Here is a 17,319-nt window from a genome sequence, read left to right as displayed (position 1 = left end):
AATTTCGAATAACTAACCGAAATGAAATTATATTCTGAAATGAGATATAAATTATTGAAATACTTCCCAAATCATTGGCAAACACAGTAGCTGCTCAAAAGGAAGTGAGCTGATATACCTTTCCGGGGAGGGAAACAATAACTCCCTTCAGTTCCAGGTTAAGCAGGTACATCGCAAGTTTACTCTGCTGAATTTCAGCCCTGACCCCAAGTTCATCGACCTGCATAGCGGAATATTTCAATAGCTGAATGATTTTCTGTTCCTCCGGGGAAAGATTCAAAGGGATTTCCATCTGCTTCTCCCCTGTAGTCGGCAGTACATCCCAGCCCATATCATAAACCAGGTCTCTGGCGTGGGCAATTAGCCCTGCCCTATTGGTTTTGATCAGGAAATTACATCCCATGCTATATTCATCTGTTGTTCTTCCGGGAAATGCAAATACATCGCGGTGGTAGGAGTTTGCAATCTCGGCAGTAATCAATGCACCGCCTTTCAGTGCAGCCTCCACAACGATAGTCACATCAGCAATTCCTGCAATAATCCGGTTCCGCTTAGGGAAATTTTCCCGTTCGGGAATGCATTGAAATGGAAATTCAGTGAGCAGTCCCCCATTTTTAACCATGGCCGCTGCAATCTTTTTATGTGCCGGAGGATACATGCTATCTAAACCGTGGCCAAGTACCCCAATTGTCGGAATTTGTAAGGCCAGGCTTTCCTTGTGGGCGGCCACATCAATCCCATAAGCAAGCCCGCTCACAACCAGTACCCCATAGGGTTTCAAGGTTTCCGCAAGCTGCCGGCAAAGGCCCTGACCATACGCTGTTGCCCTTCGGCTGCCTACAATACTCAGCACCCGCGGATGGTTCAGGTCGGCAGTCCCTTTATAATACAGGAGCACCGGGGCATCATAACAATTTTTTAATCTTTTCGGATAGCGCTCATCGGTATAAAAAAGCACATCGATGCCATACTTTTTTATGAATTCCAGTTGTTTTCCGGCCAGTTCCAGCGCATGGTTACGGAGGATATGCTGTGCGGTTACCTTTCCGATCCCCGGAATCTGTAGCAGTTGTTTGTGACTGGCTTTAAAAACAGCTTCAGCCGAGCCAAAATGGCTAAGAAGATTTTTGGCATTCACATCACCTACATTTTTGATTAAGGTGAGTGCAATTTGATGGATTAAACTCATGGCCCAAACTAATGCCGATTATCCATCATCTGGTAATCAATCTGAATTTCGTTCAGGACATGGAGAAAAGATCTTACTGAGGGATATAAACCACGAACTTGGTGTCAAAAAACTCTTCTTCAAAATAATCCGACAAGGGGAACAGCTGTGCCTTGAGCCCGGATTCCCTGATCTCTTCGCTAAGTTCCCCACCCTTTAAATAAAGGATGCCGTTTGGCACTGCATTGTTTGAGGTCTTGCTGAATTTTCCTTTTACCCAGGGATAAAAATCTGCCAGCCTGGTTACGGCACGGGAGACTACAAAATCATACTTATCTGTTACCTGTTCGGCACGGAGATGACTTGCTTTCACATTGGTCAACCCAAGCGCCGTGGACACTTCATTCACCACTTTAATTTTCTTCCCGATGGAATCGACCAGGTGGAATTGTGTTTCAGGGAATAAAATCGCCAGGGGAATACCCGGAAAACCACCGCCGGTACCCACATCAAGCACCTTAGTCCCCGGTTTGAAGGAACAGAACTGTGCAATTCCCAGGGAATGCAGGATATGTCTCTCGTACAATTCTTCAATATCTTTCCTTGAAATCACATTGATCTGGGCATTCCAGAAGCTATACAACTCATACAACCGGTCAAATTTTTCAATCTGGTCAGCAGTCAGGTTTTTGAAGTATTTTTGTATTAGGGCTGAAGTTATTTCCACGTTACTTTTTTGACAAATATAGACAGAAAGCCATTAAAGACTAAAAAAATGAATAATAGAATATCGAGAACCGGGAACCACCACCTTAGTTCTGCATAATTTAAGCGTTTCAGCAGTCGCGGATAAATGAAACACCGGACCAGCAAACTTAATCCAAATACCCCCCCTGCAAGGTACATGGCAGGTTTAAAGAACATACAAACAGCAAAAAACAGGTAAAACAGAAACTGAAATACAATCTGGGAACTGAGGATAAACTTGTGTTTTCCCTTGTATAGTTTCCCGGCGCCAAAATGTCTTTTTTTCTGTTTCAGGTAGGCTAAAAACTTTGTATTTGGTTCTGACCATACCTGTGTACCGGTATTGATCCTGATCTGTGTATTATGTCGGGTCGCATGTGCATTCACAAACAGGTCATCATCTCCCGACGGGATATGCATATGTGCTGCAAAGCCTTTGTTTTTAAAGAACAGTGATTTTTTATAGGCCATATTCCTGCCGACCCCCATGTAGGGCATTCCTTTGATGGCGAAAGAAAGGTAATTAACGGCAGTGAAAAAAGTCTCAAAGCGGATCAGGCTATTGAGCAGTCCGCGTTTTTTAGCATAGGGAGAATAGCCGAGAACGATCTCCGACATGGGCTCTTCCGGCTGCTGCATTCCCATCAGCCATTGTGGCGACGCAGGATAGCAGTCGGCATCAGTAAACACCAGCCATTCATTTGCCGCAGCTTTAATTCCCATCGTTACGGCGAACTTTTTCCCTGCAATGAATTTATTGCCTTCACTCACCGTCACGATCTTCAGGTTCTTATAGCTTACAGCAAAAGTATCCAGCAGGTCCCTAGTTCCGTCCCAGGAACGGTCATTGACCACAATAACTTCAAAATCAGGATACTGCTGCTCCAGCACCAAGGGCAGGAAACGCTCCAGGTTATGGGCTTCATTACGGGCGCAGATGATAACACTAATGGGATGGCGGCCCTCTTCAGGAAGGACTTCAACTTTTACAAGTGCCAATTTTAAATGTACAAATAGGCTGAAATACAGCTGAACGGCAAAACAAAAAACAAGAGCTCCGACAAGAAAGCCCTCTAATAAGGTTAATTCCACGATGGTATTTTTGAATTGGCCAAATTTCTGATTTTAAATCTATAATGTTCTCTTATGTTGATAAAAAATTTAGCAGGCTAATCGCTCGTTTTTTGCTACTTTTGCGCAGATTTTTTTTGAAGAGTACATACATATATGAAATTTACCTTACAGGCTAACGATACCCAGTCAAAAGCAAGAGCAGGAACAGTGACCACAGCACACGGTGAAATACCCACGCCGATTTTTATGCCGGTAGGAACCGCAGGGACTGTCAAAGCCGTGCACCAGCGTGAACTGGAGAATGATATCGATGCCAAAATTATTCTGGGAAACACCTATCATTTGTATCTGCGCCCGGGTCTGGATATCATCGAAAGAGCGGGCGGCCTGCACAAATTTATTGGCTGGGACAGGCCAATTTTAACAGATAGCGGTGGTTACCAGGTTTATTCTTTAAGTAAGGTAAACAAAATCAAAGAGGAAGGTGTAACCTTCAGGTCACATATTGACGGATCAAAACATTTGTTTAGTCCGGAAAATGCCATGGATATTCAGCGTACCATTGGTGCAGATATCATTATGGCTTTTGATGAATGTACCCCTTACCCTTGTGATTATAAATATGCCGCAAACTCGATCAACATGACCCACCGCTGGTTAAAGAGGTGCTGCAACCGTTTTGACACAACGGAACCAAAATATGGATTTGACCAGACCTTATTCCCTATTGTGCAGGGTTCTGTTTACAAGGACCTCCGAAAAAAATCTGCCGAGTTTATTGCATCCATGGACCGTGAAGGAAATGCGATCGGGGGACTTTCCGTAGGTGAACCTGCCGAAGAAATGTATGGCATGACCGAAGTGGTTTGTGATATACTTCCCGAAGAGAAACCGCGTTACCTGATGGGCGTGGGTACACCTATCAATATTCTGGAGAATATTGCGTTAGGTATAGATATGTTCGACTGTGTCATGCCTACACGGAATGCCAGGAATGGCATGTTATTTACCAGGAATGGAATTATAAATATTGGCAACAAAAAATGGGCAGATGATTTCTCCCCACTGGATGCGGAAAGTGATTTATACGCCGATCAGGTCTATTCCAAAGCGTACCTCCGACACCTGATGCATTCCAAAGAAATGCTGGGTGCACAGATTGCCACCCTGCATAACCTCCATTTTTATATGTGGCTGGTTAAAGAAGCAAGGGAAAAAATCATCAGCGGAGAGTTTTATGCCTGGAAAAATAAAATGGTTACTATATTAGGGAATAAGCTATAAATGGACATCCTCAGGAACAGAATAAAAATTATTGACCGCTATATTATTGGCAAATACCTGGGTACCTTTATTTATACCCTGACGGTATTCGTGGTCATTATTATTATTTTCGACTTGTCGGAGAAACTGGATGACTTTTTAGGGAACAACCTTACGTTCTGGCAGGTGATCTCCCTGTATTATGCCGGATCGATTCCTTTTTATGTGAACATGTTATCTCCCCTGATCAACTTTATTGCGGTGATCTTTTTTACGGCAAAAATGGCCGACCAGACGGAGATTGTCCCTATTCTCAGCGGAGGTGTGAGTTTTAACCGCTTTCTCCTCCCTTATTTTGCTTCCGCATTTATCATTTTCGCAGCGAACCTTACCGCCAACCTCTATATTCTTCCCTATACCAACCAGCTGAAGAATAGTTTTGAGAATACGTATATCAAGAAAAATGACCCCTCCAGTAAGAATAATATCCATATGAAACTGGATGAGAACACGTATATCTATATTGAAAGTTTTGACAATAAATCGAAGTCAGGATACCGGTTCTCCCTGGATAATTTCAAGGGTGATGTGCTGGTAAAAAAACTGGTGGCCGACCAGATCAAATGGGATTCCCTGAAAAGAAACTGGAAGCTTACCAACTATTCGATCAGGAATGTTGACGGATTAAAAGAGTCGATGATCAACGGATCAGCGAAGACAAAAGACACCATTCTGGATATGCGTCCGGATGATTTCTCGGCCTATGAGAATGTATTTGAAAGTCTCACGACCAAAGAATTATCAGACAAGATCAAGAAAGAAAAAACCAGGGGTACAGGCGTATGGAATGATTTGTTATTTGAACAGTATAAAAGATACCTACAGCCACTCTCTGCCTTCGTACTGACACTTATTGGGGTTGCCTTATCCTCCAGAAAAGTAAGGGGGGGCGTCGGCCTTCCTTTGGGTATAGGGATATTCCTCAGTTTCACCTATATCGTGGTCAACCAGTTTGCTAAAATGTTCTCCCTGAAAGGAGGAATCCCGCCGCTGGTTGCCGTATTGATCCCCACCATCTTCTTCGGCCTCCTGGGCTACTATTTATTAAGAAAAGCACCAAAGTAATGACAACCCTTTCTTCTTCCAGCGTGAATAAAAACCTGTTGATCCTTCATTTCACCGTGTTCATCTGGGGATTTACGGGTATCCTTGGCGCACTAATTTCTGTAGATGCCGTGCAGATGGTATGGTACAGGGTACTTATTGCCAGTGTGACACTTTTCGCTTATTTCAAGATCAGCGGCCTTTCTTTAAAGGTAAGCAGAAAAGAATTCCTGCAATATTTCTTCACGGGGAGTATCGTAGCCCTGCACTGGATTTTATTTTTCCATGCCATAAAGGTTTCTACCGTATCGGTTACCCTGGTATGCCTATCCTCCTTTACACTATTTACAGCCATTCTGGAACCTATAGTGAAGAAAACTGCTGTTGAAGTGGGCGATATCATTATAGGGATGATCATTATCCTGGGTATCTATATGATCTTTAAGTTTGAAACCCAATATACACTGGGTATCGTATTCGGACTTTCTGCAGCAGTGGCTTCCAGTCTTTTTTCCATCATGAATTCTACCTTTGCCAAGAAAAGTGATGCAAGGGTGATTGGTTTTTATGAGATCGCAGGTGCTTTCTTCTGGATTACAGTCTACCGTTTGTTTGATGGGACCCTGGCGGAAGAACACTTTAAACTGAGTGTAACGGACTGGGTTTACCTCGGGATATTAGGAACCATCTGTACTGCCCTGGCCTATATTGCCGGCGTGGCCGTGATGCGTACCCTGTCTGCTTTTCGGGTGGCACTGATCAGTAACCTGGAACCCGTCTATGGTATTCTTCTTGCGTTCCTGTTTTTCGGCCATAAAGAAACCATGTCACTCGGTTTTTATATGGGTTCAACGCTTATTTTAAGTGCAGTCTTCCTGTATCCTGTCTATAAGAAAAGGAAAAATAAAAGTTTGTAACGTTAAATTTCTATAGGATAGACCTCGAAAAAAGGCCGTACTTCTTTTTAACATAAAACAAATATCTTACCCGTATTTAATTATTTTTTTTAGCAATCTTTAAATTAATTATAACTTGGCGCTTCAATTGTAATTATGCGCATCTCTAGGTATTTCTTCCTGTTTTTTCTCATTATCGGAGTCAGATCAGGCTACTCCCAAACTTATACAGTCACCAGCACATCAGATAGTGGTCCCGGAACACTGAGAGAAGGACTTGAAAAAGCACCGGTTTTGACGACAGGTACCTATACCATCAATTTTAACCTGCCCGGGAGTCCGACAAATTATGCGAACAGGACCATCAGGTTACGCAGTCAGCTACCCGTCATAAGATCCAGAGTGACCATTGATGGGACATCACAAGCCAGCTGGCCAGCTTTGGGGGTTTCCGGTGCCAAGGTTATTATAGAACCTGAGTATCCAAATTCTACTTTTTCCTGCCTCACGATAGGAGAATATTATTTCGGCAATAACAACAATGAATATTATGAAGCAAGAGATGTCGCCATTTATGGTCTGTACATCAGGAATTTTGCCACCCTCACTAATCTCCAGAATGTAAACACCAGTCAGGGGTCAGGAATTGTAATCAGCTACAGGGCAACCGGTATCAAAATTGGTGCGCCGGGAAAAGGAAACGTTATTGGTGGAAATATCAACGGGATTCTTATTCAGGATGGCTACGATTACCGCTATCCCTCCACATCTACCACGAATATCAGCATACAGTCGAATATCATCGGATTGCTTTATGATGGAATAACAGCCAATTCAAATGTAACAGGAATTTCCGCAAATGTATATTATCCTTCCGCATTTGATATCGGAGGGGATAATGCCGGAAATGGCAACGTGATTTCTGCAAATCAGACCAATATCTCCATCAGTACCTACGCATACAACACGACCAAACACAAAATCAACATCATCAACAATAAAATAGGGACAGACCATAGTGGGACAAAAGATTTCCGTGAACATCCGCTGTTTCTCTCTTCTTCTTCAATAGATATTTATGGCATCAAAGTAAATGCAGCCAATACAGATCTCTATATCCGTAAAAATATTATTTCCGGTAACCGTACCTGGGGCTTGGCTATCTCCAATTCCGATTTTATCCTGACTGGAAATTCTATCGGTACAGGAACTGCAGGCACCGAGAAACTGAGCAATGGCGGTGGGATAAGAATAGAAACCGGAGCAACAGGGACCATAGGTGGAGGAACAAATGAAGAGATTAACCGCATTGGGTACAATAATTACGGTATTGAAAGTACATCCGCCAGACCGGTAAAAATTACCAGAAACAGTATGTTCTGTAATAAAGTATTTGGTATAGGGGAAACCTTCAACAGTTTTCAGCCCTATATACAGATCCTGAAAAAACGATCGAATTATGTCTCCGGTAAGGCCAGCCCCAATGCGGAAGTAGAGCTTTTTTATACGGTCAATTGTGAAGGCATCTGCGAAGGAAAAACTTACTTCAAAACGGTACAGGCGGGATCTGATGGAAGATGGGAATATAGCGGAGCACTAACCGGCAGTGTAACCGCAACAGCAAGCCTGCTCAATGCAACCACCTCCCCCTTTTCCACTGCAGCCTTGTTAGATGGTGAGGCTATTGTAGAGCCGGTAACCTGCTCAGGTAATGGCTCCATAAAAATTCCGGAACCCCGAGAAGGAATGACTTTTACCTGGAATAAAATTATCAATAACGGAACCCGCGTATTCCTGGGAAGTACGCAGCAAATTACAAATCTGGAAGTAGGTACCTATGAAGTCATTATTGATGACGGCTGTAAGCCCATCGCACAGTTATTTGAAATAACGGATCAGAAACTAACCGATCCTGTGGTGAGTGTACCTGTACCTTCATGCGGACAGATGAGCTTTAATTTCAGTGCCACTGTCCTTAGGGGAAAGGGCGCGATTACTTATCAATGGATCAATGAAGGCGGTACTGTTGTCGCCATGGGACAATCTGTTAACCTTCCGCAGGGAACGTATAAGCTGAAGGTGACTGACGAAGCCAACTGTGTAAAAGAGTCCATATATTACACCATTAAACGGCTTCCAGCGCCGATCATTAACTTGTCATCAGCCAGTTTTACCGCTGCTGCATGTGGACAAAACAATGGATCCATAACAGGGATCACGGTAAGTGATATTACCGGAACAGCGACCTATAAATGGTACCTTTATGATTATAACAAAGGAATCATCGGCGCACAGGTAAGTACGTCGGACAAACTCATCAATGCAGCCGGCGGATGGTATGTTTTTGAAGTAACAGATAACGGATCCTGTTCCCCGGTAAGAACGACGCCCTTATTCATCGATACCTACAACTCTGTGGGCATATCTGGGGGAGCAGTGAAGGGTGCTACCTGTAATACAGACAACGGTTCCATTACCGGAGTTTCCATTACGGAAGCCAATAGCTATGAATGGTTTAATTCTTCCAATATAAGTCTGGGAAAAGGAACATATTCCCCTGGTATGTTGCTAGTCCTTAAAGATCTTGCCGCGGGTACTTATACCTTAAGGGCCACAAATACTGTCAGCGGCTGTACCAACAGTGTAAGTTACAGGATCGACCAGGTATTGCCTACAGTGTATACTTATACCGCTACAGTAAATGCAACCACCTGCGGTTTGATCAATGGAAGTATCACCTTAAATTATACTTCCCAGCAAAGACCATATAACTTTATCTGGAAAGATGCTTCAGGCACAGAAATTACAGGAACAGCAACGGCATTGACAGGATTGGCAGCAGGAACCTATACCATGTATGCCTATGATGAATACAATTGCGAGACAGTGATTGGTCCTTATACGATAAGTATAACTCCCCTGCTCTCGGTTGTGCCGGCAAGTGGTACGGTTGCTGATGATGGCTGTGGTTTGAAACGTGCCTCTATTAAAGGCATACAAGTCATTGGAGGAATCCCTGACTACGATTACAAGTGGATCGATGCCAATGGTGCAGCGGTGCAATATACACAGGAGCTTACAGGCGTAGGTGCCGGAACATACCGCCTGGTGGTGACAGACAAGACAAGTTGCGGAACTTTTACCAGTGAAGAGTATACCGTTAATGATTATCCTTTTGAATTGCAGACGCCTGTGGTGAACGACCTTCGTGTGTGTTATGCCTCAGAAATTATGCTTTCTGTTATCGCCCCAGAAGAAGGAACTTATCAGTTGTTTGATGAAATGACCGATTCCCGTCCTTTGATGGAAAGCAATAACGGCAACTTTATTTATTCGGTCAGCAAAACTAAGGATTACTATATCAGACGCGTCCTTGGAAACTGTACGAGTGAGTTTGTGAAGGTACACATAGAGGTGACGATTGATAACCTGGAAATCACCAATACCATTACCCCCAATGGGGATGGCATGAACGATTACTGGATCATCAGGGGCTTGCCGGATTACAATGACATCAATATTAAATTGTATACCAGGGGAGGCCAGCTGATTTTTGAATCAGTCGGGAAGTATGAAAATACCTTTGACGGAAGATTCAGGGGAAAAGATTTACCGGCAGGCGTCTATTATTACAGGATAGATCTCCGGTCAGATTGTAAACCTTTGGGTGGCAGTCTAAACCTACTCAGATAAAAGTAAAAAATCCTTCATTCGGTCAGGAATGAAGGATTTTTTACTTTTAAAACTGACGTGCAGAGCACCTTACCTGGTAACGGTTATTCAGCAGAAAACCCAGCACAATCTCATGTGTCCCTGAGTTCACCGATCGTAATCCGGAAGTGGTGACATCATAAGAATAACTGAGGTTAACCAGAGAAGCCATATTAAATCCTGCAAGGAAGGAAAAGGAATCATTGTTTCTGTAACTGCCACCTATCCATAACCTGTCCTGGTAGGCAAACTTCACATTTCCATCAATAGCAGTCGGGGTATTAGCAGTATAACTTACCATGATGGATGGAATTGCGGCAATGTCTTCGTCTATGAAAATTTTATAGCCGGCAGTACCATAAAAAGAAGTCATTTGGTAAGTGATCAGGTTGTTCGCATTGTTTTCTGTCGCACTCCTGTAGCCAAGCAGTTGTTTGGCAGATACCCCTAAAAATAATTTCGGGGTATATAACCATAAACCCGCCCCTACGTCGGGCCTTATTTTATTGTTATAGTCGGCAGACAATAAAGGATCTGAGGTGTTGTCTACCCTGATATTGGGTACATCCACCCCTATAGAAGAGAAGCCCCCGGAAACGCCAAGAGCCAGATTGAGGGTATTGCTCAAACCAATATGGTAGGCATAAGTCACACTGGCATTGGTCTGCCTGATCTGGCCTGCTTTATCTGTTATGGCATAAAAACCAATCCCATGATGGGGCTCCGCAGAGGTGTATTGGTTCACGTAACTTCTGCTCAAGGGGTTGTACCCTCCGCCAAAAGAGTTGATGGAACTTCTTACAAAATCATCACCGATCGGTGCATGGACAGAAATATAATTGGTCACCGGTGCCCCCTGAAGTCCTTTCCATTGCGTCCTGTGCCCCAATTTGACATCGATGTAGTTATCTATCCCCGAAATTGCAGGGTTTATCAAATAATTATTAAAAATGTACTGGGTAAATCGTGGGTTTTCCTGTGCGTAAACAACGGTATGGAGGGAAAGAAAAAGCAGAAGAGCGTATAATAGTTTCATTAAAAAAATAAATTCTTTAGCGAAGATAGCATTTGCTTCCGGAATAATATTGAAGAGTAAGAAAATTAATAATGACTACATGATTAAATATTTGTCCGGTTCTTATTTTCAGGAGCGGTGATTTCTTTTTAAGGAAGATCCATCGGTTAAAATATTCATTTTTATCCACAATACCCCTGCTGAACCCAAGCTGACAGCCCTTTAAAACCAAAATTACAGCCAATAATAATCAATATCATTTTTGCTTTTTTCCAAATATTTAATCCATCTTTGGGTTTTGTGTATACGTAAATGACTGGGGAATAAAGAGAGATTCAACAGGGTTAAATTTAGGGCCACAATAAAAATCAGATCGTCTCAGCGCATACATCATAATGGGTTATTTAAAAAAAAACATCAGACTGCTCATTGGTATTACCAGCATCCTTCACCTTTCTGCCGTATGGAATACCGCAAATGCACAAGTCTATAACAGGGAACAGAATCCCCTCAGCGTTTCCTGGCGAGAAATTAATACTTCAGGATTTAAAGTCATCTATCCGACAGAGATGGAAAAAGAAGCGCAGCGAATGGCCAATACCCTGCGGTACATTTTCCCTTATGTGGGTAACAGCCTGAATGTAAAAAAAACGACCATCCCGGTCCTCCTGCAAAACAGGGGTGTCCTGGCCAACGGATTTGTACAACTGGCACCCAAAAAATCAGAATTTTATACCACTCCGCCACAATCGTTCGATAGCCAGGACTGGCTGAATAATCTCGCCGTTCATGAATTGCGCCATGCCGCACAATTTGATAAGCTGACTAACGGAAGGGCCTATCCATTCCCTGAAGAAGCATATTATGCCCTGATGGGGGCCGGCATTCCCCTATGGTTTTTCGAAGGGGATGCGGTAAGTACGGAAACTTCACTTACCCATGCCGGACGGGGCAGGCAGCCGGTATGGATTATGCCCTACCGCACCTCCATTCTGGAAGGAAAGGAATTTTCCTACAGCAAGGCAAATTTTGGATCCCAAAAAGACATTACTCCCGGTTATTACCAGCTGGGCTATCTACTGGCTTCACAGATCAGGGAGTCTTCAGGAAAATTTGTTTTTGACAGCGTACTGACCGACCTTAAAAAGCGCCCTGTCCGCTTGTATCCATTTGCAAAGAGCCTTAAAAAATATACCGGAAAAACCGGAAAAGAATGGTACGATTTCAGTACGGCAAGAATCAGGAAAGACTGGGAGGCACAGGCAGAAAGCACGCCATCCAGGAATTATCCCCAATTGAGTCCCACCGCCAGCTATGAAACCAATTATTATTTCCCGGTAAAGTTGGCTGATGGAAAAATACTGACGCTTAAACAAAGCAAAGCAGAAGCCGCCGCATTTGTGCTGACCAGTCCTGATGGGAAAGAAAAAAGATTACAGGGAATTGGTTACCAGGAAAGTCCCTGGTTCAGCTACGCCAATGGCAAAATTGTATGGGATGAGGTGAGGTACGACCCGCGTTTCTTTCGCAGGAGTTACAGCGTAATTTGCAGTTACGACCTGGAAACCGGTAAAGTGAAAAAATTAAGTTCCAGATCAAGGTTATTCTCCCCTTCCCTGTCAAAAGACGGAACCAGGATAGTTGCCGTCAGTATAGACCTCAGCAATCAGATACAGCTGGTCGTACTCCATGCTGCAGACGGAAAAATGATCAGGTCTTACCCGAATCCTCAAAATTTGCTGATCCAGACGCCTTCTTTCAGCGATGATGACCATACGATTGCTTATATCAGCGTAGCTGAACAGGGAAAAGCCTTATGGACCGTAACCGATAACGGGAATACCAGCAAGATTATTCCTGAAACTGCACAGCAGCTCCGCCGCCCGGTTTTTATAAAGGACCAGATCGCATTTAATGCGCATTACAATGGAATTGACAACATCTACCAGGTCAATGTATCCTCTAAAAAAATAACGGCCCTGAGCGCTGCAAAATACGGTGCATTTAACCCGACACCAATTGAAGGAACCGATAGTGTCCTTTTCAATAATTATAACCTGTATGGGTATGGGGTATCAAAGACGATTTTACAAGCTGAGGAAGTAGCGCTCAATCACTTCGTTTATTTTGGTGCTGCAGCAGAAAAGCAGGAGAACACAGGCAATGTATTTTCCGCCATCCCGGATAGTAATTTTACCAGTAAACCCTACCATAAATTGGGCCACCTGTTTAATTTTCACAGCATCTCCCCAAATGTAGAAGATGAGTACAAAGCTGGTCTGCAGCTGAAATCCAACAACCTGCTGAATACAGTGGATACCTACGCAGGAATTGATTACCAGCGCGACCTGCGACGTTTTGAGTACAATGCAGGAATCAGCTTTAAAAGCTTTTATCCCATTTTTAACCTGAGTTACAGGAATTTGCCGCGCAGGGCTTTTTATGAAACTACAACAGGGTTTGAACAGGGCGACTGGCGAGAAAATTATGTGGCCCTCCAGGCCCAGATTCCCGTTTCCCTGAGTGCACAAAATCACAATTATAACTTTTCGGTTAACCTGGGTACCAGTTACACCCAGCGGTATGCGGCAGAAAATATGCCGGCGAACTACATTACCAGACTCCAGTTTCCTTTGCAGACCGGGTTTACTTTTACCCACAGCATCAGGGCAGCAGAAAGGGATATTGCACCGCGATGGGCGCAGACCATCCGGTTGACTTACCTGAGTCAGCCATTTGATCCCCAACTGAGTGGGGACCTGTTCGCTGCAGAAGGATTTTTCTATTTTCCGGGTATAGCCAAAAACCATGTGCTGCTGGCGAATTTCAACTATCAGGAATCTTCCGGTATCCGTGCGTTTACCAATGCCATTAACACGGTTTACGGCTATAATAATATCAGGGCAAACAGCAGGCTCAAAAATACGCTGTTGCTCAATTACCGCTTCCCTATCGCCTTTCCTGATACAGAGATCGGTCCCCTGGCCTATATCACGAATGTCCGTGGTGCCTTGTTCTGCCATTATGAAAACCTGGGTTCCGGTACGGATCTATCAGCACCAAAGACTTACGGATTCGAACTGCACAGCAGCATGAACCTGATGCGTTATGAACCTGTTTTTGATTTGGGTACAAGATTTGTGTTTGTGAACAAACAATACCACCAGAATCCTATATTTGAATTAATTGTAAACTATACTTTTTAATCCCATGCGTGCAAAAACCATTTTCATTATCCTAATTACCGTATTGATCACTGTATTTCTGATGATGAATACAGATCCGGTTAAATTTGATTTCATCTTCGTTGAAAAAGATATCTCCAAACTGGTCGTTGTAGGGGTGTTTACTTTTATAGGTTTTATACTGGGATACTGGACAGGGAGGCCTAAAGTTGTGGTGAGTACGTATGACGATAAATTCGACAATACCCATAAAACGGACCAGGAGAAAGATGGCCTGACAGAAGAAGACCGGGAATATATCAGTTAGTATTTTTTATCACCTGGTCAGGACTATTTATGATCAGGTGATAAAAAACTTTGTGATCAGGTGATAAAGTGGTCATGTAAAAAAAAAACAAAGTTGCTATTGCAGCAGTGATTTCCCTTAAGGGTGTACTTCGTATGAAAAATTAATGGTGGCCGAACGGCCTAAAATATTCGATACGGAGCAATATTTATCAAAAGTCAGTGCCAGTGCCCGCTCTACTTTCTGGATATTCAGGTCTCCATACAATTCAAAGCGAATGTCGATCACATCAAATATCGCTGGCGTTTCTTCCTCTTTACGGGTAGCCTTAATGCTGATTTTGATATCCTCCAGGGGCTCCTTTTGTTTGGTCAGGACATTGACCATATCTATACCACTGCATCCACCCAAACCGACAAGTAACATTTCCATTGGCCTGAATCCTTTTCCTTCCCCGCCAATCTTCGGATTTGCATCCAGTTCAACCGTTTGTCCGGAAGCACTCTCTGCTTCAAAATTGAATTTATTATTTTTACGTACCAGGTTAATCTCCATGCTGACTAAATATTATAGAATACTTTATTGTTTATTTCCAGTTCGGGTAATTTTATGGGCGACTCAAAAAGTGCATAGACACTGGATCCACTGCCGCTCATCATTGCAAATGTAGCACCTGAAGCATAAAGCCGCGCTTTTATTTGAGCAATTTCAGGATATTTTACAAAAACATGCTTTTCGAAATCATTCTTCAAATGAGATTTCCATGTCCCGACAGGCAAGGAAATCAGCGCTTTGAGTTCCTTTTCAGGCATGACAGGCTGCAGCCCTGCATAGGCCGCTGCAGTAGACACATGTACAGGAGGTTTCACCAATACCATAAAATAAGGACTCAGATCTATACTCAGGGGCGCAAATTCATCCCCTTTTCCTACCGCATATACCGGTTTGTTCTCCACAAAAAATGCACAGTCGGCCCCCAGTCTGCGCGCATATCCTTCCATCGCTGCCACAGAAAGATCCAGTTTAAACTTTGTGTTCAGCAACCTGATCAGGAAGGCCGCATCGGCAGAGCCCCCGCCAAGTCCTGCACCTACAGGAATATTTTTCAGCAGGGTAATCTGTTGCGGTGGAAGATCGTAGTCATTTTTCAATAATTGATAGGCACGCAGGCAAATATTATCCGCGGCATCACCCGGTACATCAATTCCTCTGACTATACATCCTGTTTCCGGTGCATCCGTAATTTCCAACACATCATTGATACGCACCGGATAGAATACGGTTTCCAGCTCATGGTAACCATCCGCCCTCTTTTTTGTCACATGTAAACCAAGATTGACCTTGGCATTAGCGAATGCAAGCATTTCTTAATATTTTAGGAGATAATGCACAAACTTAGTATTTTGTTTAGTTTTGCAGGCAAACCTGCATCGTATTTAAATCACCACAGGTTCCATCTGACAAAGAAAAAAGAGAAAGACATCAATGAAACAATATTTAGATTTAATGCAGCATGTGCTGGATCATGGTGCCCAGAAGCACGACCGTACAGGAACGGGTACCATCAGTGTATTCGGCTACCAGATGCGCTTTAACTTACAGGAAGGGTTCCCTATGGTCACCACCAAAAAACTACACCTTAAATCAATTATCCATGAGCTGATCTGGTTTTTAAGCGGAGATACAAATATCAGGTACCTGAAAGATAACAATGTAAAGATATGGGATGAATGGGCAGATGAACAGGGTAATTTAGGCCCCGTTTACGGTTCTCAATGGCGCTCCTGGCCTACACCTGACGGGCGGCATATTGACCAGATCAGCAATATCATCCAGACGATAAAAAACAATCCGGATTCAAGACGTATCATTGTATCCGCATGGAATGTAGCTGATATTGATCAGATGGCACTTCCACCATGCCATGCCTTTTTCCAGTTCTATGTAGCCGATGGAAAATTAAGCTGCCAGCTGTATCAGCGCAGTGCGGATATTTTCCTTGGGGTTCCTTTTAATATCGCTTCCTATGCTTTGCTGACCATGATGGTTGCCCAGGTGTGCGGATTGCAGTATGGCGACTTCATCCATACCCTTGGGGATGCACATTTGTATAATAATCACATTGAACAGGCAAAACTACAGCTCAGCAGGGATGCCAAACCCTTACCGGTTATGGAAATTAATCCCGAAGTGACAGATATCTTCAGCTTCCGCTATGAAGATTTCACGCTTAAAAATTATGAACCCCACCCGCATATTAAAGGAATCGTTGCCGTATGATCTTGTCTATGATAGTCGCTACCGCTGAAAACAATGCGATAGGAAAAGAAAATAAACTGCTGTGGCACCTGCCGGCAGACCTGAAACATTTCAAAACCATCACCAGCGGCCATACCATTATTATGGGACGCAAAACTTTCGATTCTGTGGGTAAACCTCTTCCCAACAGACGTAATATAATTATTACACGGAAAAAAGAGATCAGCATTCCGGGAGCAGAAGTTGTCCATACGCTGGAGGAAGCAATTGCCCGCTGTAAAGATGAAGAAGAGGTATTTATTGGCGGTGGGGCAGAAATTTACAAAATGGCCATGGATATGACCGATAAGATCTATCTCACTGTGGTTAAAGGCACATTTGAAGCAGATACCTTCTTCCCGGCCATCCAGCCTGAGCTCTGGATAGAAACAGAAAGTACAACTTATGGGCCGGATGAGAAAAATGCTTTCGGATACACATTCTCCACGTTAATCAGGAAATAGTTCCGCCTGCTCAATAAATATTATATTAGGCTGACTATTAATTAAAAAATTAATTAGATTTGCCGACTTGTTGAAAAATAATACAGCATAGACAAATAATTACAAACA

14 protein-coding genes are annotated in these 17,319 nt (G+C 43.3%); 8 read left to right on the top strand and 6 right to left on the bottom strand.

Features of this window, described 5'->3' with window-relative positions; all coding sequences use genetic code 11:
• Positions 1-94 precede the first annotated feature (94 nt).
• The 3 genes from dprA to ACSBL2_RS05420 form a co-directional block, all read right to left on the bottom strand.
• A complete protein-coding gene (dprA, locus tag ACSBL2_RS05430) occupies positions 95-1,189 on the bottom strand; it encodes a DNA-processing protein DprA (protein WP_442590653.1) in 1,095 nt (364 codons plus the stop codon).
• Between the two features lie 73 nt (positions 1,190-1,262).
• Positions 1,263-1,895, bottom strand: coding sequence for a 16S rRNA (guanine(527)-N(7))-methyltransferase RsmG (gene rsmG, locus ACSBL2_RS05425; protein ID WP_442590652.1), 633 nt, complete (start codon positions 1,893-1,895; stop codon positions 1,263-1,265).
• Positions 1,886-3,007, bottom strand: coding sequence for a glycosyltransferase (locus ACSBL2_RS05420; RefSeq protein WP_442590651.1), 1,122 nt, complete (start codon positions 3,005-3,007; stop codon positions 1,886-1,888). The genes rsmG and ACSBL2_RS05420 overlap by 10 nt, the downstream gene beginning before the upstream one ends.
• Before the next feature lie 135 nt (positions 3,008-3,142).
• On the opposite strand from ACSBL2_RS05420, the gene tgt reads away from it, so the two are divergent.
• The 4 genes from tgt (at position 3,143) to ACSBL2_RS05400 (ending at position 9,945) form a co-directional block, all read left to right on the top strand.
• Entirely contained in the window at positions 3,143-4,273 is a 1,131-nt protein-coding gene (gene tgt / locus ACSBL2_RS05415) for a tRNA guanosine(34) transglycosylase Tgt (RefSeq protein WP_442590650.1), read from the top strand.
• On the top strand, positions 4,274-5,377 hold the full coding sequence (locus ACSBL2_RS05410; RefSeq protein ID WP_442590649.1) for an LptF/LptG family permease: 1,104 nt from the start codon (positions 4,274-4,276) through the stop codon (positions 5,375-5,377).
• Positions 5,377-6,273: a DMT family transporter gene (locus ACSBL2_RS05405; protein WP_442590648.1), complete on the top strand. Its 897-nt coding sequence runs from the start codon at positions 5,377-5,379 to the stop codon at positions 6,271-6,273. Before ACSBL2_RS05410 ends, ACSBL2_RS05405 begins: the two co-directional genes overlap by 1 nt.
• A 135-nt stretch (positions 6,274-6,408) precedes the next feature.
• Positions 6,409-9,945: a gliding motility-associated C-terminal domain-containing protein gene (locus tag ACSBL2_RS05400; protein ID WP_442590647.1), complete on the top strand. Its 3,537-nt coding sequence runs from the start codon at positions 6,409-6,411 to the stop codon at positions 9,943-9,945.
• A 46-nt stretch (positions 9,946-9,991) separates the two neighbouring features.
• On the opposite strand, the gene ACSBL2_RS05395 is transcribed toward ACSBL2_RS05400, so the two are convergent.
• Entirely contained in the window at positions 9,992-10,999 is a 1,008-nt protein-coding gene (locus ACSBL2_RS05395; RefSeq protein WP_442590646.1) for a PorP/SprF family type IX secretion system membrane protein, read from the bottom strand.
• Positions 11,000-11,373: 374 nt separating this feature from the next.
• Here ACSBL2_RS05395 and ACSBL2_RS05390 point away from each other — a divergent pair, with 374 nt between their 5' ends.
• Both ACSBL2_RS05390 and ACSBL2_RS05385 read left to right on the top strand, forming a co-directional pair.
• Entirely contained in the window at positions 11,374-14,184 is a 2,811-nt protein-coding gene (locus ACSBL2_RS05390; protein ID WP_442590645.1) for a TolB family protein, read from the top strand.
• A gap of 4 nt (positions 14,185-14,188) precedes the next feature.
• On the top strand, positions 14,189-14,470 hold the full coding sequence (locus ACSBL2_RS05385; RefSeq protein ID WP_442590644.1) for a hypothetical protein: 282 nt from the start codon (positions 14,189-14,191) through the stop codon (positions 14,468-14,470).
• A gap of 117 nt (positions 14,471-14,587) precedes the next feature.
• Here ACSBL2_RS05385 and ACSBL2_RS05380 read toward each other — a convergent pair whose 3' ends face one another.
• Together ACSBL2_RS05380 and ispE are read right to left on the bottom strand one after the other, a co-directional pair.
• Entirely contained in the window at positions 14,588-15,004 is a 417-nt protein-coding gene (locus ACSBL2_RS05380; RefSeq protein ID WP_442590643.1) for an OsmC family protein, read from the bottom strand.
• A 5-nt stretch (positions 15,005-15,009) separates the two neighbouring features.
• Positions 15,010-15,813: a 4-(cytidine 5'-diphospho)-2-C-methyl-D-erythritol kinase gene (ispE, locus tag ACSBL2_RS05375; protein ID WP_442590642.1), complete on the bottom strand. Its 804-nt coding sequence runs from the start codon at positions 15,811-15,813 to the stop codon at positions 15,010-15,012.
• Positions 15,814-15,934: 121 nt separating this feature from the next.
• Between ispE and ACSBL2_RS05370 the strand changes: the two genes are divergently transcribed.
• Together ACSBL2_RS05370 and ACSBL2_RS05365 are read left to right on the top strand one after the other, a co-directional pair.
• Positions 15,935-16,729 (top strand): thymidylate synthase, encoded by a 795-nt coding sequence (locus ACSBL2_RS05370; RefSeq protein ID WP_442590641.1) that lies wholly within the window; start codon positions 15,935-15,937, stop codon positions 16,727-16,729.
• 8 nt (positions 16,730-16,737) lie between these two features.
• Positions 16,738-17,211, top strand: a complete 474-nt coding sequence (locus ACSBL2_RS05365) for a dihydrofolate reductase (protein ID WP_442590640.1) — start codon at positions 16,738-16,740, stop codon at positions 17,209-17,211.
• Positions 17,212-17,319 lie beyond the last annotated feature (108 nt).

It is taken from the genome of Pedobacter sp. AW31-3R (genome assembly GCF_052180285.1).
GTDB lineage: Bacteria > Bacteroidota > Bacteroidia > Sphingobacteriales > Sphingobacteriaceae > Pedobacter.
The sequence above is the reverse complement of the archived record's forward strand: the minus strand, read 5'-3'. Positions and strand labels throughout refer to the sequence as shown.